Origin of the sequence: Pseudomonas sp. (assembly GCF_049653025.1) — a bacterium.
Classification (GTDB): Bacteria; Pseudomonadota; Gammaproteobacteria; order Pseudomonadales; family Pseudomonadaceae; genus Aquipseudomonas.
In genome coordinates this window covers 119,825-141,359 of sequence record NZ_JBASFM010000017.1, presented here as the reverse complement: position 1 = coordinate 141,359, position 21,535 = coordinate 119,825, and the positions used below count along the sequence as shown (strand labels likewise).

At 59.9% G+C, this 21,535-nt stretch carries 8 protein-coding genes; 4 read left to right on the top strand and 4 right to left on the bottom strand.

What is annotated here, in order from left to right:
• The first annotated feature begins 7 nt into the window (after positions 1 to 7).
• Positions 8 to 13,414: a retention module-containing protein gene (locus WBK23_RS14565; protein ID WP_424484651.1), complete on the top strand. Its 13,407-nt coding sequence runs from the start codon at positions 8 to 10 to the stop codon at positions 13,412 to 13,414.
• 96 nt (positions 13,415 to 13,510) lie between these two features.
• Here WBK23_RS14565 and WBK23_RS14560 read toward each other — a convergent pair whose 3' ends face one another.
• A complete protein-coding gene (locus tag WBK23_RS14560) occupies positions 13,511 to 14,395 on the bottom strand; it encodes a DUF6685 family protein (protein ID WP_424484650.1) in 885 nt (294 codons plus the stop codon).
• Positions 14,396 to 14,620: 225 nt separating this feature from the next.
• On the opposite strand from WBK23_RS14560, the gene WBK23_RS14555 reads away from it, so the two are divergent.
• On the top strand, positions 14,621 to 14,842 hold the full coding sequence (locus WBK23_RS14555; protein ID WP_424484649.1) for a DUF2835 domain-containing protein: 222 nt from the start codon (positions 14,621 to 14,623) through the stop codon (positions 14,840 to 14,842).
• A gap of 80 nt (positions 14,843 to 14,922) precedes the next feature.
• Positions 14,923 to 15,951: a quinone-dependent dihydroorotate dehydrogenase gene (locus WBK23_RS14550; RefSeq protein WP_424484648.1), complete on the top strand. Its 1,029-nt coding sequence runs from the start codon at positions 14,923 to 14,925 to the stop codon at positions 15,949 to 15,951.
• 87 nt (positions 15,952 to 16,038) lie between these two features.
• Here WBK23_RS14550 and rmf read toward each other — a convergent pair whose 3' ends face one another.
• Complete coding sequence (rmf, locus tag WBK23_RS14545; RefSeq protein WP_424484647.1) at positions 16,039 to 16,254, bottom strand: ribosome modulation factor; 216 nt, start codon at positions 16,252 to 16,254, stop codon at positions 16,039 to 16,041.
• A gap of 426 nt (positions 16,255 to 16,680) precedes the next feature.
• Here rmf and rlmKL point away from each other — a divergent pair, with 426 nt between their 5' ends.
• Positions 16,681 to 18,954 (top strand): bifunctional 23S rRNA (guanine(2069)-N(7))-methyltransferase RlmK/23S rRNA (guanine(2445)-N(2))-methyltransferase RlmL, encoded by a 2,274-nt coding sequence (gene rlmKL, locus WBK23_RS14540; RefSeq protein WP_424484646.1) that lies wholly within the window; start codon positions 16,681 to 16,683, stop codon positions 18,952 to 18,954.
• 33 nt (positions 18,955 to 18,987) lie between these two features.
• On the opposite strand, the gene mnmC is transcribed toward rlmKL, so the two are convergent.
• Complete coding sequence (gene mnmC, locus WBK23_RS14535) at positions 18,988 to 20,967, bottom strand: bifunctional tRNA (5-methylaminomethyl-2-thiouridine)(34)-methyltransferase MnmD/FAD-dependent 5-carboxymethylaminomethyl-2-thiouridine(34) oxidoreductase MnmC (protein WP_424484645.1); 1,980 nt, start codon at positions 20,965 to 20,967, stop codon at positions 18,988 to 18,990.
• Between the two features lie 11 nt (positions 20,968 to 20,978).
• A complete protein-coding gene (gene greB / locus WBK23_RS14530) occupies positions 20,979 to 21,476 on the bottom strand; it encodes a transcription elongation factor GreB (RefSeq protein WP_424484644.1) in 498 nt (165 codons plus the stop codon).
• Between the last annotated feature and the right edge of the window lie 59 nt (positions 21,477 to 21,535).

Sequence of the window (21,535 nt, the reverse complement as noted above, 5' to 3'; positions counted from 1 at the left end):
TGGAATCATGGCTACTTTGATTGGTGTCGTCAGCCAGGTTATCGGCGAAGTCTATGCAGTAGCTGGCGATGGAACGCGTCGGCCACTTAGTGAAGGTGATCGAGTTTTTGCCGGCGAGCAGATCGTCACGGGAGCGTCTGGGTCGATTGCAGTGGCCATGAGCAATGGCCAGCAACTCACCCTGGGGCGCGATAGCAGCCTGAATCTCACCGAACAAATGCTCGCAGGCAGTTCCGAGCAGCAAACCCCAACTGCAGATACGCCTCCAGCAGCGCCCAGTGATGGCGAGCTGACCGATGTTGAAAAACTGCAGGCCGCGATCGAGGCCGGCGTCGACCCAACCCTAGAAGGTGAAGCAACCGCAGCCGGCCCTGGTGCTGGCGGCGGCGGTGGTGGTGCCGGTGGCGTCGGGGGCGGTCACTCATTCGTGTTGCTGGGTGAAACCGGTGGCCAGCTTGACCCAACCATTGGTTTCCCTACTGCAGGTTTCAGCACCGGGCCGGAGTTTCCCAATCCAGAGCCTGAGGTTACTGACCCTGATTTCAATCCGACGATCACAATCGAATACCGTGATGCCGAAGGCTCGTTGGCCACAGGGCCAGGTATCGTCGATGAAGAGGCGTTGATCGATGGCACCAACCCAGGTAGCGATGCCGAACAGGCCAATGGCGCGATCATCATCGATTCGCCTGATGGTATTTCCTCGCTGCAGATCCAGGGCTTCAACGGCGTCTGGGTCGATGTAACTGCTGGCGGCGTCGTGCAGGGCCAATATGGCACCCTGACTGTTGATGCTGCTGGCAACTGGACCTACACCCTCACCGATAACACCCTCGATCACACCGATCCTAATGCCACTGGGGCTGACGATCAGCTTGGCGAAAGCTTCCCGGTTCGGGTGTTCGACCTAGACGGCGACGTGTCGCCGACCGTGTTGCTGAACGTGCTGGTCAACGACGATGGTCCGATTCTCAGCGAAGGTGAGCAGTCGTCGGTAAGGGCAATCGTTGATGAAGATGAAACGATTGATGGCAACAGCGATGGCGATGGCGTGACCAACGTTGCTGCTGGTGGCCCAGGTGCCCTGAGCGCGCTGGTTAACTTCGGCGCGGATGGCATCGGCAGTTTTGGCCTGAATGGCACTGCGCCAGCCATAGCGACCCTGGAGGCCCAGGGTTTGAGCTCCGGCACTACCGCGCTCAGCTACACCGTGGTGGGCGATACTCTGACCGCATTTGCAGGCGCGGAGACTATTTTCACCTTGCAGGTGGGCGGTGACGGCAGTTTCACCTTCACGCTAATCGGGCAACTGGATCACCCAGTCACCGACGGTAATGACGATGAAATGCTGGACTTCCCGATTGATTTCTCGGGCGTACTGACCGCTACCGACGGTGATGGCGACTCGGTAGGAACCTTCAATGAAGGCAGCTTTGTCATTGGCGTCGAGGATGACGTGCCGGTACTTGCCGGTGGTGACTGCGAGTATGGCGATAACGAGTACGAGTCCGAACAGTCATTCGTCTATCGTCCTTCGATAACGACTGTGGGCGGTATCGTCCACGAGGATGCACTGACTATCGGCGGGGAGTTCAATGCTCCGCACGAAGGTAACAATGAGGATCTCGATGGTGTTGGTCAGGACGATGACCCTGCCCAGACCGTGACACTGAACGGTGGGCCTGGAGCGTTGAGTGTTCTGGTTAACTTTGGTGCTGACGGCCCTGGTGATTTCGGCCTATCTACTGATCTTTCAGGGCTAGATGCACAGATGCTGACCAGCGGTGGCGTGCTAATCACCTATGGCTTTGAGGGTGACATGCTGGTCGCCAAGGCCGGCTCGGTAGAGATATTTACCCTGTCGGTCAATGGTGATGGCAGCTATGAGTTCGTACTCAAAGGGCCGCTGGATCATCCTGTTCATGACAGCGATTTTGATAGCGAAACACTGCCTGGCCTGGGCATCGACTTCTCCAGTGTGCTGACCGCCACCGATGGCGACGGCGACCCCTTGGTCGGCGGCTTCCCTGGCGGCAGCTTTGCCATCGATGTGGAAGACGACGTACCTGTACTCAATGGCGGTGCCGCTGTCGGCACCACGCTGACGGTGACCCTGGAGGGGAGCAACGCAGGTTTCGCCAACACTTACGGCTACTACGTTAAGGATGCACTGGGCAACCCGGTCAGCGGCACCATCATCTGGGCTAATGTGCAGGATGTGGGTGCGCCCATCCAGTTGGAGGGGGTAAACCCGGATTCGATTGGTTTCTTTATCATTCCCAATGGCGCGTCCAACAACGTGCTCAGCGGTTATGAGAATGGTGCGGACCTGACTTTCGTAGAAGTCGCAGGTGAATGGCAGGCGTTCCTGAATGGTCAGCCGTTGGTCGGTAGCGGTGGCGCTAATGTGCTCTTTGACAATCCGCTGCTCAATCCCTCGGCCAGCGCTCAGTTCACGGATAACGGCGCGCCCGGCAATCAGAACTGGGAGGATATCAGCGGCGGCGGTGATGGCGATTTCAACGACGTCAACATCCAGGTGGACTGGCAACACGCCACGGTCAACGAGGACGCTCTGAGCAGTCCTCACGATGGCAACGACGATCCTGATCAAACTCTGGTGGCCAGCGGTTCGGGGGCCAGTGGGCTGTCGTCGCTGGTCAACTTCGGTGCAGATGGTCCCGGTGAGTTTGGTCTGAGTGACGACCCGGTTGATATCGCTACCATGGAATCCCAGGGTCTGACTTCTGGCGGCGTGGCGCTGACCTATGGCGTGGTGGGCAATGTGCTGACCGCTTCGGCGGGCGCTGACACCATCTTCACCCTGACGGTGAATGCCGACGGTAGCTGGGAGTTCGTGCTGAGCGGCCCATTGGATCATCCGCTGCCCGGCAGCACCGATGACAATCAGCTGCTCGGCTTGCCGATCGACTTCTCCGGTGTGCTGACCGCCACCGATGGCGATGGCGACCCGGTCGGCGGCTTTGCCGCAGGCAGTTTCGCGGTCAACGTGGAAGACGATGTACCCATCGCCCAGAATGACAATGCCACCGTACTGGCCGGCGAAGGCCTGGACTTCAATGCGGTGTTTGTTCTCGACTTCAGCGGCAGTATCGACAACACCGAGCTGAACACCATGCTCGAGGCCGTGCGTGCGGCTGGGCAGGCGTTGTTTAGCGGCACTACGGGCGATGTGAATATCCAGATCGTCGCCTTCTCCGGCGATTCGAGTTCCTACCCGGTACTGACTGATTTCGCCAGCTTCTCGGCGCTGATCGACAGCCTCAATCCGGCCGATGGTGGCACGCGTCCATTCAATGGGTCGACCGACTTCACCGATGGCATCCAGGAAACCATGGCGGCCTATACCCCGATTCCAGGGTGGAGCAACCAGGTCTTCTTCATCAGTGACGGTAACCCCAACGAGCAGACTGGTACCGGTGGCAATTCGCTGAGCGATGCGACAGCTGCCGCTTGGAACACCTTTGTCGACAGTAATGGCATCAATGTCACCACCATTGGTATCGGTGACGGCATCAACGGTACCCGCTTGCAGGATGTCGATCTGGATGGCAGCGGTGCACCGATTCTGGTCGCCAACTTCGACGACCTGATCGATACCCTGGTTGATCAAGTCATTGGTGGCTTGGTCGGCGGCAATGTGTTGCTCGGCAGTGACAATGCTGTGGGCGGCGGGGATGACGATGCCTTTGGTGCGGATGGCCCCGGTCAGATCCTCTCGATTGATATCAATGGGGTGGTTTACACCTGGGACGGTACGGGCAACATCGATGCCAGTGCTGGGCCGGATATCGCCGGCAATCAACTGACCGATATCGACACCGCAGAGGGCGGCAAGCTGTCCTTCAACTTTGCTACCGGTGCATGGAACTATCAGGCACCGGCTAGCGTAAGTGGCGATCAAACCGAGACCTTCACCTACACCATCATCGATAACGATGGTGACCCGTCGACTGCCAACTTGACTGTATACGTCGAGGACACCAGCCCGGTTATTGCTGCCGTCGATGAAGACGAGCTGCCTGGCGGTATCACCGATGGCGACACTGTAACCACAGTGGCAAATGGCAGCCTGAGCGATCTGGTGGTCGGCCCGCCAGTTGCCGCGCAGTTCACCTTGTCCACCGATACCAGTGGCCTGGCTCCAGCTACATCCAATGGGGTGGCACTGGTCTATGGCGTGGTGGGTAACCTACTGACTGCTACCGCAGGGGCTGCTGGCCCTACGGTGTTCACCTTGCAGGTACAGAGCAACGGTGACTACACCTTCACTCTCAGCGGTCCACTGGATCATCCGTCTGCGGGTACCGATGACAGCGAGCTGCTGGTGATGAACTTCGCCAGCATTCTTGAGGCCACCGATGGAGTCGATCCGCTGGCTCTGGCCGGCGACTTCCTGGTGCAGATTGAAAACGATGTGCCGGCGATTTCTGCCGCAGCAGCGCCCAACGACTCGTTGCAGGTCGATGAAACCAATCTGTCGCTCAACAGCACGGCCAACTTTGGTTCCTTGTTCACCAGCGGCTATGGTGGTGACGGCCCAGGTACCACGGCCTTCAGCTTGCAGATCAGCGCCAGCGGCGTGAACACTGGGCTGGACGATGTGGCCACGGGCAATAGCATCTTCCTGTTTATGCAGGGCAATGATGTGGTCGGCCGCGTCAGTAACTCCGGCGGTGCCATTGTTTTCCGCGTGTCGGTCAACAGCAGCACCGGTGCGGTGACCCTGGATCAGCTGCGTGCCATTGAGCATGAGCCCAACACCACAGCAGACCAGGAAGCCAGCCTGGCGGCTGCTAATCAGATTCAACTGGTCGGCACGATCATTGATGACGACGGCGACAGCAGCTCGGCCACCGTCAACCTGGGCAGTGCCATCAGCTTCAAGGACGACGGCCCGAGCATCAGCGCTACTGCTGTAGCCGCAGGTTCGCTGCGGGTGGATGAAAGTGATCTGGGTGACAACGACACGGACGATTTCAGTTCGCTGTTCATTAGTAGCTATGGTGCCGACGGTGCCGGTGATATCGACTACGACCTGAGTGTCAGCGCCGTTGGCGCAGACAGCGGGCTGGACGACACCGCTACTGGGCAGAGCATCCTGCTGTATATGCAAGGTAACGATGTGGTGGGCCGCGTAGGTGGCCCGGCAGGTGCCATCGCTTTCCGTGTGTCGGTCGACGGCAGTGGTGATGTTACGTTGGATCAGCAGCGGGCGATCATCCACACCCCGAACACTGGGCCGGATCAGACAGCCAGCCTGGCGGCTGCCAATCTGATCAAGCTGACCGCCACCATCACCGACGAGGACGGTGATAGCGCCAGCTCGACTATCGATATTGGCCAGAGCCTGGCCTTTGAGGACGACGCGCCCGAGATCGATGGCCGTAGCGTCAGCAACGACAGTCTGCAGGTGGATGAAACCAACCTGTTGGGCAATGACAGCAACGATTTCTCTGGAAACTTCGACGACGATTACGGCGCGGATGGTGCAGGCACCACGGTGTACAGCCTGAACGTCAGCGCGGCCGGTGCCAACAGCGGGCTGGACGACACCGCCACCGGGCAGGACATCCTGCTGTACAACGAGGGCGGCATGATAGTCGGCCGGGTAGGTGGGCCTGCCGGTGATATCTCCTTCACCGTCTCGGTCAACTCTGCCACCGGCGTGGTCACTCTCGATCAGCAGCGGGCGATCTTCCATACACCGAACACTGGGGACAATCAGGAGTCCAGTCTGGCGGCCGCCAATCTGGTTCAGCTGAGTGCCACGATCACCGACAAGGATGGTGATACTGACTCGGCCACGATCAACCTCGGCAATGCCATCAGCTTCCGCGACGATGGCCCTAACCTCAATGCCAGTGCACCTGCCGACAACAGCTTGCAGGTGGATGAAACCATTCTGGCAACGGATGTCACGGTCAACTACGCCGGTAATTTCACTGGAGGCTATGGTGCCGATGGCGCGGGCACTACGGTTTACAGCCTGAGTGTCAGTGTGGCCGGTGCTAACAGCGGCCTGGATGACACGGCCACCGGCAGCGACATCCTCCTGTATATGCTGGGCAACGATGTGGTCGGTCGAGTTGGTGGCCCAGCCGGGGCTATCGCCTTCCGCGTATCGGTCAATGGCAGTGGTCAGGTCACCCTGGATCAGCAACGGGCCATCGAGCACGAGCCCAACACCACCCATGATCAGGAGTCCAGCCTGGCAGCGGCCAATCTGGTGCGCTTGACTGCCACCATTACTGACAAGGACGGCGACAGCGACTCGGAAACCATCAACTTGGGCAGCGCCATCAGCTTCAAGGACGATGGCCCAACCCTTAACTCCAGCGCGCCTGCCGACAATAGCCTGCAAGTGGATGAAACCATTCTGGCAACGGATGTCACGGTCAACTACGCCGGTAACTTCACTGGCGGCTACGGTGCCGATGGCGCGGGAACGACGGTTTACAGCCTGAGTGTCAGCGTGGCCGGTGCTAACAGCGGCCTGGATGACACGGCCACCGGCAGCGACATCCTCCTGTATATGCTGGGCAACGATGTGGTCGGTCGGGTTGGTGGCCCAGCTGGGGCTATCGCCTTCCGCGTGTCGGTCAATGGCAGTGGCCAGGTCACCCTGGATCAGCAACGGGCCATCGAGCATGAGCCCAATACCACTAATGATCAGGAGTCCAGCCTGGCTGCTGACAATCTGGTGCGCTTGACCGCCACCATCACTGACAAGGACGGTGACAGCGACTCGGAAACCATCAACCTGGGCAACGCCATCAGCTTCAAGGACGACGGCCCTAGCGTCACCAGCAATGCCGCCGTGCAACTGGACGACGACGCGCTGGCTAACGGTATCCCCGGTGGCCCTGGTGGCACCGATGATGCTAACTCAGCCAATACCAGCGGTACCGTCGGCCACAATTTCGGTGCCGATGGTGCGGGTAGCGTGCAATGGCTGACCACGGGTGCTCCGGGCGGCTTCACCTACGCGGCAGGCCCTGCTGGCTCGCTGCTGGTCAAACAGGGTGCGACCACGGTGCTGACCGTGACGCTGAACAGCGCCACGGGTGCCTACACCGTTACCCAAAACGCACCGATCCAGCATGCCAATGCCGATCTGGAGAACAACCAGGCCTTTACCTTGACCTATCAGGTCACGGACAAGGACGGCGACACGGCCAATGGCTCGCTGTCGATCAACGTCGACGACGATACGCCGGTGGCGCAGAATGATGTGGCCTATGCCAGTACTGGCCAGGTCGAAGACATCAACATGGTGTTCGTTCTCGACTTCAGCGGCAGCATCAGTAACAGCGAGCTGAACCTGATGCTGGATGCCGTACGCACGGCCGGCCAGGAGCTGTTCAACAGCGCCGGTGGCGCGGTGCAGATCCAGATCGTGGCCTTCTCGGACGACTCGATCGGCTACCCGGCAGTCGCCGACATCACCGCCTTCACTAACCTGGTGAACTCCCTCAATCCGGACGAGGGTGGCACGCGGCCGCTGAACAGCACCACCGACTTCACCGATGCCATCCAGCAGACCATGGTGTCCTATGTGCCGCTGCCGGGCTGGAACAATCAGGTGGTGTTCATCAGCGATGGCAACCCGAACGAGCAGACTGGCCCCGGCGGCGTTCCTTCGCTAACCGAGCCGACGGCTACCAACTGGAATAACTTCGTCGACGGCAACGGCATCTCCATCACCACCATCGGCATAGGCGACGGCATCAACGAAGACCGCCTGGAAGATGTGGATGTGGATGCCGGGCCGAACAACGCCCCGCTGCAGGTGGATGACTTCGACGACCTAGTCGACACCCTCCTCGATAATGTGGTGGGTGGTCTGGTCAATGGCAACGTGCTGCATGGCAGCGACGGCATCAATAACGGCGGTACCGGCGACGACGACGGCTACGGTGCCGACGGCCCAGGCTACATCCAGTCCATCGTGATCAATGGCATCACCTATGTGTGGGATGGCGCAGGCACCATCGACCCAAGTGTCGGGCCGAATATTGCGGGTAGCCTATTGACCGACATTGCTACCCCGGAAGGCGGCACGCTGGACTTCAACTTCAGCACGGGTGCCTGGACCTACCAAGCACCATCCAATGTGGTTGGCGATAAAACCGAGACCTTCACCTACAGCATCGTGGACAAGGATGGCGATCCATCGACCGCCACCTTGACCGTCTATGTCGAGGACAGCAGCCCGGTCGAAGGCTATGTCGATGAAGACAACCTGCCTACTGGCATTATTGACCCTGATGCAGTGACCGATGTTGCCACGGGCTCCGTGGCATCGCTGGTGGTCGGGCCGGATGCCGGTTCGCAATTCACCTTGTCCAACGCTCCGGCGGATCTTGCCGACATTACGGCTGCCAGTTCAGGCGGTGTGGCGTTGGTCTACAGCGTGCTCGGCGATACCCTGACTGCTACCGCTGGCCCTGCGGGCCCTGTGGTATTCACGTTGCAGGTGGCCAGTGATGGCACTTATACCTTCAATCTGGATAAGGCTCTGGACCATCCACTGGATGGCAGCAACGACGCGCAATTGCTGACGCTGGACTTCACCAGCATCCTGTTGGCCAGCAATGGCGTAAATCCACTGGCCTTGGCTGGTAGCTTCCTGATTCATGTCGAGGATGACATCCCGCTGATCGATGCTGGCCTGAGCGGCCAGCTACCGGCAGCGCTCAATACTCAGGATGCGCAGACCATTGGTGTGAACACCGATACCGCCAGCAGTAATTTCAGCGGAGCCTTCTCGGCTACAGCCAACCACGGTGCCGATGGCCCTGGCGTGGTGAGCTGGAGCTACTCGCTGGGGCTACTGGTTGCCGAAGGTACGCTGTCTGGCATGAGCAGTAATAACCTCACCGTCAAACTGTATGAAAACGCTGGCGTGATCACCGGCTCGACTGCTGGCAGCGAAGCTGGGGTCAATGCTGGGAACACCGTCTTTACCCTTTCGGTGAACGGTGCCGGGTTGGTGACTCTGAATCAGTTCGCTGAAATTGATCACACCCCAGGCGGTGCCACCAGTAATTACGATGCGCAGGAAGCGCTTCTAGCCTCCAATCTGGTTGGGCTCACCGGTACGGCGAGCATTACTGACTACGACGGGGATACCCACGTCGACAGTGCCGTACTGGATCTGGGCGGCAAGGTGGCCTTCGATGACGACGGTCCGAGCATCAGCCTGGGCTTTGGTACCAGCCCCGTGCCGGTACTCAACACCCAGGATGCACAGACCATTGGCGTGGCTTCGGACAGCGACAGCGCAAGTTTCAGCGCGGCCTTCAACGTCACCGCTTCAAACTACGGTGCCGATGGCGCAGGCACTATTGGAACCGCCTACGCATTGACCATGCTCGCCGCAGAAGGAACCTCTTCTGGAATGAGCAGTGATGGCGCGACCATCTACCTCTACGAGAGCGGCGGGGTCATTACCGGCTCCACTTCGCTGAGTGAGGCGGGTGTTGATGGAAGCAACAGCGTCTTCACCCTGTCGGTGAATGGTGCAGGGCAGGTAACCCTGACTCAACTCAAGGAGATCGACCATACCCCAGGCGGTGCAACCAGCAACTACAGTGCACAGGAAGCGGTTCTCGCCAGCAACCTGGTTGGTTTGAAAGCGACTGTTACCATCACTGACGGTGACGGCGACACTGCAACCGCCAACCAGACACTGGATCTGGGCGGCAAGGTCGCCTTCGATGACGATGGCCCTAGCGTCAGCGCCACTGCCCCTGGCAGCAACAGCTTGCAAGTGGATGAAACTAACTTGTCGGGCGATTTCACTGCCAACTACGGCGGATTGTTCAGCCCTAACTACGGCGCGGACGGTGCGGGCACTACGGTTTACAGCCTGGGTGTCAGTGTTGCAGGCGTGGACAGTGGCTTGGATGATTCAGCCACTGGCAGCAGCATCCTGCTGTTCAACGAGGCTGGCGTGATCGTTGGCCGCGTAGGCGGTGCGGCAGGTGCCATTTCCTTCACCGTTACGGTGAATGCAAGCGGCCAGGTCACACTGGATCAGCAACGGGCAATCATTCATACGCCGAACACCACGGCCGATCAGGCGTCCAGCCTGACTGCTGCCAATCTGGTGCAGCTGAGTGCAACCGTTACTGATGGCGACGGCGACATTGCGGTGACCACGGTAAATCTGGGCAGCGCCATCAGCTTCAAGGACGATGGTCCGAGCACCAGCAGCAATGCCACGGTGCAACTGGACGATGATGCCCTGGCCAATGGCATCCCCGGTGGCCCTGGTGGCACCGACGATGTCAACTCGGCTAATACCAGTAGCACGCTGGGTCTTAACTTCGGTGCTGATGGTGCGGGGACTGTGCAATGGCAGACTAGCGGTGCACCGGGAGGCTTCACTTACGCAGCAGGCCCTGCTGGTTCGTTGCTGATCAGCCAGGGTGCCACCTTGGTGCTGACGGTGACCATGAACAGCGCCACTGGTGCCTACACCGTGACGCAAAACGCAGCAATCCAGCACGCCACGGCCAACCAGGAGAACAACCAGGCCTTCACCTTGACCTATCAAGTCACAGACAAGGATAGCGATACGGCGACTGGAACCTTGACGATCAACGTCGACGACGATACGCCGGTTGCGCAGAACGATTCTGCCTCGGTGGCCGAAGGCAGTGGCGAGGACTTCAACGTCGCCTTTGTGCTGGACTCCAGTGGCAGCATCAGCAACAGCGCCTTCACCACCATGATGAATGCGGTGAAGGCGGCTGGGCAGGAGATCTTTAACGGCACCAGCGGCGATGTGAAAGTCACCATCGTGGCGTTCTCCTCGGATTCGTTGGCCTATACGCCGGTGACCACGCTGGCCACCTTTAATGCGCTGGTTGATAACATCATCGCTAATCGTCCGTTCAGCGGCAGTACTGACTTCACTGATGGCATTCAGGAAACCATGGCGGTCTACAGCCCGATCTCAGGCTGGAGCAACCAGGTGTTCTTTATCAGCGACGGCAACCCTAACGAGCAGACCGGCACGGGTGGTAACTCGCTGAGCGATGCGACTGCTGCGGCCTGGAATACCTTCGTCGATAGCAATGGCATCAACGTTACGACCATCGGTGTCGGCGATGGCATCAACAACGCGCGCTTGCAGGACGTCGATCTTGATGGAAGCGGTGCGCCGATCTTGGTCAGTGAGTTCGATGAGTTGATCGATACGCTGCTGGATCAGATCGCTGGCGGCGATATCAGTGGCAACGTACTGCTGGGTAACAACAATGCGGTGGGCGGTGGTGATGACGATGGCTTCGGTGCCGATGGCGCGGGTCGGATTCAATCCATCGCGATCAATGGCATCACCTATGTGTGGGACGGTGGCGTGGTTATCGACCCAAGCAGTGGGTCGAATATTGCGGGCAATTCACTGAGCAATATCAGCACAGCCCAGGGCGGCAAGTTGAGTTTTAACTTCGCCACTGGCGCGTGGAGCTACGTAGCACCGGTATCGGTTAACGCTGATACCAATGAGGTGTTCAACTACACCATCCTGGACAAGGACGGCGATCCATCCAGTGCCAACCTGACGGTCACCATACTTGACGTCAATCAGGCTCCGAGTGGTGCCAATGCCACGCTGAGCATTGCCGAAGACAGCAGCAAAGTGTTCTCTGCTGCCGACTTTGGTTTCACTGACTCGGATGGCGACAGCCTGCTCTCGGTGAAAATTACCACGCTGCCGGCTGTAGGTACGCTGGCTTATAACGGTGGGGCGGTTCCGGCAGAGATCTTGGCGGGCAACCTCGGTCTGTTGGTCTACACACCGGCAGCCAATGCCAGTGGCAATGGCTATGCCTCGTTCACCTTCCAGGTACGCGACAACGGCGGCACGGTGGGTGGCGGAGTGGATCTGGATGCAACCCCGAACCAGATCACCTTCAATGTAACGCCAGTCAACGATGCGCCGACGGCAACCATCACTAATGCCAGCTACAACGCGACTGAGGACAGCAACTTGGTTCTGAAGGGCACTGGCTTGTCGGTTGCGGACGTCGATGCGGGCAGCGGTGTGGTAAGCGTGACGCTGAGTGTTGGGCAAGGTCGCCTGACCGGTACTGCAGGCAACAGTGGCGTTACGGTTGGCGGCAACAACACGGCGGCATTGACCCTTAGCGGCACGCTCGCTCAGGTCAACGCCTTCCTCGGTGCGGCCAGCACCAGCACCTTGCTCTATAACGCCAATATCAATGCGCCAGCGGCAACCACCATGCTGGCGCTGCTGATCAACGATAATGGCAATACGGGTGGTGGTTCGCTCAGTGCAATTGACACCGCGGTGATCAACATCGCCGCAGCTGGCGATGATGCCAATACCAGCAACGATGCTGTTCGCACCAACGTTGGTAACGTATCCGTGGCGATACCCGAGTGGGCGCTGCTGTGGGACGACAGCGATCCGGATGGTCGGCTGGATATCAGCGCCATCAGCTCGGTGACCGGTGGCGTTGCTTCGCACACCACGGGCACCAGCTTCTATGGCGCGGTGAACTTCAACGATAACAACGGAGGCAGCGGCTCAGACTTTGACTACACAGCCTCCTCAGGTGGTGGAGCGAGCGATACCTCTACGGTAACGGTTGCACTGGATACCAGTGGTGATCTGGATGGCACCAGTGGTGATGACATCTTGGTCGATGGCTTGGCCGGTGCTCATACCCTCGTCGGTGACAATGGCAACGACATCCTGATCGGCAACGATGGTAACGACACCCTCAACGGTGAAGATGGCAATGATCTGCTGGTGGGCGGTAGCGGCAACGATGCCCTCAACGGCGGTTCAAATACCGATACCGCCGGATACTTCGATGCTGGCAGCGGTGTGACGGTGAACCTGAGCGTTGCAATCGCTCAGAACACCGGCGGAGCTGGCTCCGATACGCTGAACTCGATCGAGAACCTGGTCGGCTCGAGCTTCGGTGATACCTTGACGGGCAGCAGTGGCACTAACTCGCTAATCGGCCTGGAAGGTGATGACATCCTGATCGGCAATGGTGGCACTGATAGCCTCACTGGCGGCGATGGGGCTGATACCTTCAAGTGGCTGGCGAGCAATACCGGTACCACCACGGTGACGGACTTCGTCAAAGGCGTCGATTCGCTGGATCTGTCCCAGCTGCTGACCGGTGAGGACGATACGGCTTCCAGCCTTAGTCAATACCTCACCTTCTCGTTCAGCACCGATACCACCATTACGGTGGATAGCAATGCCGGAGCAGGTGGTGGCACAGGTCAGAGCATTGTGCTGCAGGGCATCAATCTGCAAGCGGCCTACGGTGCTGCGGATGCGGCGGGTGTCATAACCGCGATGCTGGGCGATGACAGCCTCAAGGTCGATACTGTCTAACCCTTGCGGAAACGAATAGCCCGCTGCCCTTATGGGTAGCGGGCTTTTTTATGCCTGCTTTTTGTGCCTACGGCACTGAGTAGAAGCCGAAAGGGTTTAGCGCTGTTTTTGCAGTTGTTGCAGGTGGCCCACTACATCCGGTGCACCCGCCAGGCGCAGGCCTTCGCCGAGGGCGGTGGCTTCGCTGGAGTGTTTGGGTAGCAGGAGGAATTCGGGGAGCCCGGGGCCGCGTTGCAGTGACAGACGGGCGTAGGGCAGGCCGCTATCGAGAAGTAGCGCCATAAAGGGTGGGTCGCTCCAGGCCGCGTTCGGCATGGCCAGCACGTGATAGTGCTGTTGCAGCTCGTTGAGCCCTTGTTCGTTCAGGTGGTAGTGGCTGAGTTCAGCGGGGAGGGTGATTTCCAGCTCGCGACGGCGGGCGTAGGCAATGGCGCAGGCAAAGGCTTCATTGTGATGCTCGGCCGCCCAGAAGATCCGTTCACCATGCCAGCTGGCTTGCCGCAGGTTGATGCATTCGCCCGCAAGGAAGCGTGGTAGTGCCAAGCTGATGGTTCTGACGAAATCCTTGTAGCTGATGATGCGTACGTGGCGGCAGGCCTCGCTCGCGGAGAAGTCTTCAAAACTGCTGTAGTGCGCCTGCTCCGCAGTGCAGCCGGAGAGCCCTCCAATCATGCGCAGATCAAATAAATCCAGCTGCTGCTCTTGCCTCTCAATGATGCGAATCAGCATCGCATGAGCTTGAGCCTTGTCTTCCTGTACCGGGCCTGACAAGGCGCTGCGGGGCAGGTCGAGTAGGCGATGCAGTTGGGGGCCGTCTTGCCAGCTGATGCTCTCACGAGCATTCGGCAGGGGACTGAAGGGCAGGCGCAGTTGGCTGGCACGCTCGAGTATTTGGCGTGGTCCACGGCCAATAAGGCCCAGCCGTTGCGCCAGGGCACCAAGGCGTGAGCTGAGGGTGGAGGGCTGCTCAGACAGACTCATGGCCAGGTACGAACTCCAAAGTCACCATTGCCAGTTTGGCAGAGCCGCGCAGGCACTGCACAGGCTTTGTCGGCCGATCCGGCAGGTTTTTTATGGCCTTCCATCCCTGGCGGCCACCCTTCGGGCCGTCGCTGCGTGACGTTAAAAATGGCTCCCGGCCATTTTTTACCGGGCTTGCGCGCGGCGTATGGCAAGATTGACGCAGTCATTTGCGAAGGTGCCTCCATGCCCAGTCTGGTCTTGGATATTGCGTTGTCGGCCGAGCGCATGCGCGCGGTGTATCAGGGACGTGCCAATCGGATAGTAGTGCATAGTCGTGACGGACGGCGGGTTAGCCTGCCTGCCCATCATTTCCGCCAGTTTCTGACCCATGACGGGGTGCACGGTTCCTTTGAACTTGAATTCAGCGCGACCGGCGAGCTGCTAAGCCTGCGCCGTTTAGGCTGAAGCCGCCTTGCGCCTCGCCTATCAGGCGAGCAGGCAGCTATAATCGCGGCCTTTGTAACTTTATCGAGCTAAGCCTGCCCATGTATACCCTGGCCCGCGAGCTGCTGTTCAAACTTTCTCCTGAAACCTCCCATGAATTGTCCATCGATCTGATCGGTGCCGGCGGTCGTCTGGGGCTTAATGGCCTGCTGACCAAGAGCCCGGTTGCGCTGCCGGTCAAGGTGATGGGGCTGGACTTTCCTAACCCGGTCGGCCTGGCTGCCGGTTTGGACAAGAACGGCGATGCCATCGATGGTTTCGCTCAGCTCGGTTTTGGTTTTGTTGAGATTGGTACTGTCACGCCACGTCCGCAGCCGGGTAACCCCAAGCCACGCCTGTTCCGTTTGCCGGAGGCCGAGGCGATCATCAATCGCATGGGCTTCAACAACCACGGCGTCGATCACCTGCTGGCCCGTGTGCAGGCTGCCAAATACAACGGCGTGCTGGGTATCAATATCGGCAAGAACTTCGATACCCCGGTCGAGAACGCCGTGGATGACTATCTGCAGTGTCTGGACAAGGTTTACAACCACGCCAGCTATGTGACCGTTAACGTCAGCTCGCCGAATACCCCAGGGCTGCGCAGCCTGCAGTTCGGTGATTCGCTCAAGCAATTGCTGGAAGCCCTGCGTAAGCGCCAGGAAGACCTGGCCGCGCAGTACGGTAAGCGTGTGCCGCTGGCGATCAAGATCGCCCCGGACATGAGCGATGAAGAAACCGTTCAAGTTGCCAATGCGCTGGTTGAGGCCGGGATGGATGCGGTGATTGCCACCAATACCACCTTGGGTCGTGAAGGTGTGCACGGGTTGGAATACGCCGATGAGGCAGGCGGATTGTCCGGTGCGCCGGTGCGTGACAAGAGCACCCACATTGTTCAGGTGTTGGCGGGCGAGTTGAAAGGCCGTTTGCCGATCATCGCTGTCGGCGGCATTACTGAAGGCAAGCATGCGGCTGAGAAGATCGCCGCGGGTGCCAGCCTGGTGCAGATTTATTCCGGGTTTATCTACAAGGGCCCCGCCTTAATTCGCGAGGCGGTGGATGCCATTGCGGCGTTGCCGGCCAAAGCCTAGAAATAGAAAGGGCTCCCTAAGGGAGCCCCTGGGCTCGCGCCCGCCGCTCGGATGGAGCGCGCATGGTGAAGTCGGTAGGTTCCTGAATCAGCCGACAGCGTGGAGTTCGTTGAGTCGATGGATGCCGGCGGTGCCGGTCATGCCGTCCCAATTGTCACCGCGGCCTTCGCGCCAGCCGTTTAACCAAGCTTGGCGGACAGAGGGGAGGGTGAATGGACAGAGTTCGCGGGATTTACCATGGATGCCGTATTGATAGCCGCGCAAAAAAGCTCTTTCTAATGGATCACGCTTAAGTCTTCTCATAGGGTGAAGCCCTCAATGTTGACTGTTATGTCCCTTAGACCTTGTCGCAAGGTCAGGCAGAAATGGTCTGCCTTACGGAGTTCGCTGCCGGCGTCGCGAGCCTCCTTGCCAGCACCGTTGCAGTGATGGCCTAGGTAGATTTCTAACGAATGCGCGGGTGCCTGTGAATGACCGTTTCGTCATAAGGCCGTAACCTTTTTGCGGGTCAGGCCATAAGGCGTTGTGGCGAGCGCCCGGAGTTTTCTCTGTAGCGCCTATGCTGTGGGCGTATGCGCCGGGTGTGCTGGTGTTTTGCTATCGCGAATGAATTGCGATTGCGACTGTTGTTTATTCCGACGAAGGGTCGCGCTGCGACGCTTTGTCACTTATTTTGGCCGTGCTGATTGGTCTGCACGCCGTTGATTGCCTTAGGCACTGGAAACTCCCATGTCGGATCGTTACGAACTCTTCCTCACCTGCCCCAAGGGCCTCGAAGGTCTGCTGCTCGAAGAAGCCAGCAGCCTCGGCCTTGAGGATGCGCGTGAGCACACTTCGGCCATTCGTGGCATGGCCGACATGGAAACCGCTTATCGTCTGTGCCTGTGGTCGCGCCTGGCCAACCGCGTGCTGTTGGTGCTCAAGCGCTATAGCGTGCAGGACGCCCAGAGCCTCTACGAAGGCGTGCTGGAGGTTGACTGGTTCGAGCACCTGGAATCCACCGGCAGCCTGGCTGTGGAGTTCAGCGGTAACGGCTCGGGCATCGACAACACCCACTTCGGTGCCTTGAAGGTCAAGGACGCCATCGTCGACAAGCTGCGCCTGAAAGACGGCACGCGGCCATCGGTCGACAAGCTCAATCCGGACCTGCGCATTCACCTGCGCCTGGACCGCGGCGAGGCAATTCTCTCCCTCGACCTGTCGGGCCATAGCCTGCACCAGCGCGGTTATCGCTTGCAGCAGGGCGCTGCGCCATTGAAAGAAAACCTCGCGGCTGCCGTATTGATCCGCGCCGGCTGGCCACGTATCGCGGCCGAGGGCGGCGCACTGGCCGACCCAATGTGCGGTGTCGGCACCTTCCTGGTCGAGGCGGCGATGATCGCCGCCGACATTGCGCCGAATATGACCCGCGAGCAATGGGGCTTCAGCAAATGGCTGGGTCACGTGCCAGCTCTGTGGAAGAAACTGCATGCCGAGGCCGAACAGCGCGCAGCTGCAGGCATGGCCAAGCCACCGCTGTGGATTCGCGGCTATGAAGCCGACCCACGGTTGATTCAGCCAGCACGCAATAACATCGAACGCGCGGGCATGAGCGATTGGGTCAAGGTTTATCAGGGTGAAGTGGCGACCTTCGAGCCGCGTCCGGATCAGAACCAGAAAGGCCTGGTGATCTGTAACCCACCCTACGGCGAGCGCCTGGGTGATGAAGCCAGCTTGCTGTACCTCTACCAGAACCTCGGCGAACGCCTGCGTCAGGCCTGCATGGGTTGGGAGGCGGCGGTATTTACCGGCGCGCCAGACCTGGGCAAGCGCATGGGCATCCGCAGCCACAAGCAGTACGCCTTCTGGAACGGCGCGCTGCCGTGCAAGCTGCTGCTGATCAAGGTGCAGCCGGAGCAGTTCGTCACTGGCGAGCGCCGCACGCCTGAGCAGCGCGAACGTGACCGCGAGCAGGCCGAAGCTGACAAATCCCCGCTGGAGCCGCTGGAGCGCCAGTACAACAAGAACGGCAACCCGATCAAACCGGCTCCGGCACAAGCGCCGGTGGTCGAGCAGGCTCGCCTGAGCGAAGGCGGGCAGATGTTTGCCAACCGCCTGCAGAAGAACCTCAAGCAACTGGGTAAGTGGGCGCGCAAGGAAGGCGTTGAGTGCTACCGCCTATACGACGCCGATATGCCGGAATATTCCATGGCGGTGGATTTGTATGGTGACTGGGTGCATGTGCAGGAATATGCCGCACCCAAGTCCATTGATCCTGAGAAAGCCAAAGAGCGCATGTTTGATGCCATCGCCGCGATTCCGCAGGCGCTGGGCGTCGACAAGAGCAAGGTGGTGATCAAGCGCCGCGAACGCCAGAGCGGCACCAAGCAGTACCAGCGCCAGGCGACCCAAGGCCAGTTTCTGGAAGTCAGCGAGGGCGGCGTAAAGCTGTTGGTCAACCTCACCGATTACCTGGATACCGGATTATTCCTCGATCACCGTCCGCTGCGCCTGCGCATTCAGAAAGAGGCCGCCGGCAAGCGCTTCCTCAACCTGTTCTGCTACACCGCCACCGCGACTGTGCATGCGGCCAAGGGCGGTGCGCGTACCACCACCAGCGTCGACCTGTCGAAAACCTATCTGGATTGGGCGCGGCGCAACCTGTCGCTCAATGGCTATTCGGATAAGAACCGTCTGGAGCAGGGCGACGTGATGGCCTGGCTGGCCGAAGACCGTGGCGAATACGAGTTGATCTTTATTGACCCGCCGACCTTCTCCAACTCCAAGCGCATGGAAGGCATCTTCGATATCCAGCGTGACCACGTGCAGATGCTCGATCTGGCCATGGCGCGTCTGGCGCCGGGCGGCGTGCTGTATTTCTCCAACAACTTCCGCAAGTTTGAACTCGATGAGAGCCTGGCGGCGCGTTATCAGGTTGAAGAAATCAGCGAGTCGACCCTCGATCCGGACTTCGCCCGCAACCAGAAGATTCACCGCGCCTGGCGTTTTAGCCTGCGTGGCTGATCATTGCGCGCGCCTGCTAACAGGCGCGCAGCGTTAACTCTTGTTGCGGATCAGTGCACGCAAGGCGAAGCGATTCGGATGGCAGGCCTGCGCTACATCAGCAGGCACTGGCAGTGGCTCGTTGTTCAGCCAGGCGGCGATCAGCTCACCGGACAGTGGTGCGGTGATCAGCCCGCGTGAGCCATGCCCGCTGTTGATATACAGGCCGTCGAGCCAGGGGCAGGGCGTGTCCGGCACCTGGCGGGCATCCTTGCTGAGCACCGCATAAGCCTCGGCAAAGGTGGCTGCATCGGCTAGCGGGCCGACAATCGGCAGATAGTCCGGGCTGGTACAGCGAAACGCGGCGCGGCCTTGCAGTTGCTCGGGGTCGAGTGCTGCAGCATTTAGCGCGAAGGCAAGCTCGGGCGAGATTTCTTCCAGCAGTTGCAGGTTGCTTGCATGATCGGCGCTGTTTAGCGTCAGGTCGTCGCTGTTGAAGTCGAAACTCGCGCCCAGGGTATGTTCATCCAGGCGCGCCGGGGCGACATAACCTTCGGCGCACACCACGGTGCTTAACGCGCGGCTGCCTACAGTGGCCGGCAGGCGGCTGATCTGCCCGCGGATGCGTTTCAGCGGCAAATCGGCGCTCTGATTAAACCCCTTGATCTCGGCAGCGCTGGCCAAGACCACCACGCTGGCACTGGCCAGTAGCTGCTCGCCGTTCCAGGCCTGCCAGCTATCACCGTCGCGACGCAGCTCCAGCGCTTCCTGATGCAGTTGCAGCTGGATATTGGGCTGCTGGCTAAGCAATTCACACAGTGCTGGTGGATGCACCCAGCCCGCCTCGGGGTAGAACAGACCGCCGGCGGGCAGGGGGATGCCGGCCTTGGCTTCGGCGTCGCTTTTGTCCACGTTCGTCAGTAGGTCGGCCGGAAAGGCCGCAGCAAGCTGCGCCTGGCGCTGCGCTTCCTTGGCGTCGAAAACCAGTTGCAGTACGCCGCAGTTATCCCAGTCTTGGCCTTTGTGTAAGCGCTCCAGTAGTCGGCGGGTATGGCCGAAACCGCTGACGATCAGGCGTGACAGCGTGGTGTGATGGGCCGAGAGCTTGAGATAAAGCACGCCTTGCGGATTGCCCGAGGCTTCCTGGGCTATGGCGTTATGCCGTTCCAGCAGAGTGACCTGCCAGCCGCGCTGGGCCAGGCTGGCGGCCGTGGCACAACCGGCCAGGCCGGCACCGATCACCAACGCGCCGCGCGGGCCGGCAGGCTGCGGCGGGCGGGCAAACCAGGGCTTTTCGGCTGTTTCAGTTGTGCCGATAAACGCGCCCTTGAGCACTTCCCATTTCTTGCCGAGGCCCGGCACACGTTTCATCTTGAAACCGGCATCGTTCAGCCGGCGGCGCACATAACCGGTACTGGTAAAGGTGCCCATTGTGGTGCTGGCGTGGGACAGTCTGGCCAGCTCGGCAAACAGCTCCGGCGTCCACATATCCGGGTTTTTCGCAGGCGCAAAGCCGTCGAGAAACCAGGCGTCGACATAGGTGTCCAGTTGGCCGAACAGCTCCAGCGCATCGCCAATCAACAGGGTCAGGACGATACGGCCATCTGCAAAAATCAGGCGCTGAAAGCCCGGATGCAGCGCCACGTACTGCGCTAGTAGCTGCTCGGCGTAGGGCGCAAGCTCAGGCCATAGCGCCAACGCCCGTTGCAGATCGGCCTTGTTCAGCGGGTATTTTTCCACGCTGACAAAGTGCAGGCGGGCTCCCGTTACGGCGTGCTGTTCAAACAGCTGCCAGGCGCAGAGAAAGTTCAGCCCGGTACCGAAGCCGGTTTCGCCAATGACCAGTTGCTGATCGGCCGTTAGCGCGGCGAAGCGCTCCGGTAACTGATTGTTGGCGAGAAACACATAGCGGGTTTCGGCCAGAGCGTTCTCGTTGGAGAAGTACACATCGGCGAATTGGCTGGAAAGCGGCTGGCCCTGCTCATCCCACTCAAGGCGTGCTTGCTGGGGTGGGGCGTTAGGTGCGGGGGGCATGCTTGGCTCGGTCACGGGTAGTCGATGGCGACGATGTACCAGGTCTTCTCGCCAGTTGGGGTTTGCACCCGCACTTCGGCGTCCAGGCTCTTGCCGATCAGGGCGCGGGCCAGGGGCGAGTCGATGCTGATCAGGTTGTTTTTCAGGTCCAGTTCGTCCGGGCCGATGATGCGGTAGCGCGACTCGCTGCCGTCCTCATCTTCCAGGGTCACCCAGGCGCCGAAGTAGACCTTGTTCGGATCGCTGGGGTGGGCGCTGACGACCTTGAGGTTTTCCAGGCGCTTGGTCAGAAAACGTACGCGGCTGTCGATCTCGCGCAGCATCTTCTTGCCATAGGTGTATTCGGCGTTCTCCGAGCGATCACCCTGCGCGGCCGCTTCGCTGACCGATTGAGTGACCTGTGGGCGGCGCACATGCCAGAGCTCATGCAGCTCGGCGCGCATGCGGGCCTCGCCCTCGGGGGTGATCAGGGGCGTGCCAGCGGCGCGGGGTGGGCGATAGCGACTCATAAGAACCTATTTAACGTCTGCTGCGCGTCGGCCCTGCTGCGTTAAAAACAGGCTCGGAA

Coding starts and splice junctions, on each gene's coding strand:
- WBK23_RS14565 (WP_424484651.1), top strand. CDS start 8: ATGGCTACTTTGATTGGTGTCGTCAGCCAGGTTATCGGCGAAGTCTAT.
- WBK23_RS14560 (WP_424484650.1), bottom strand. CDS start 14,395: ATGAGTCTGTCTGAGCAGCCCTCCACCCTCAGCTCACGCCTTGGTGCC.
- WBK23_RS14555 (WP_424484649.1), top strand. CDS start 14,621: ATGCCCAGTCTGGTCTTGGATATTGCGTTGTCGGCCGAGCGCATGCGC.
- WBK23_RS14550 (WP_424484648.1), top strand. CDS start 14,923: ATGTATACCCTGGCCCGCGAGCTGCTGTTCAAACTTTCTCCTGAAACC.
- rmf (WP_424484647.1), bottom strand. CDS start 16,254: ATGAGAAGACTTAAGCGTGATCCATTAGAAAGAGCTTTTTTGCGCGGC.
- rlmKL (WP_424484646.1), top strand. CDS start 16,681: ATGTCGGATCGTTACGAACTCTTCCTCACCTGCCCCAAGGGCCTCGAA.
- mnmC (WP_424484645.1), bottom strand. CDS start 20,967: ATGCCCCCCGCACCTAACGCCCCACCCCAGCAAGCACGCCTTGAGTGG.
- greB (WP_424484644.1), bottom strand. CDS start 21,476: ATGAGTCGCTATCGCCCACCCCGCGCCGCTGGCACGCCCCTGATCACC.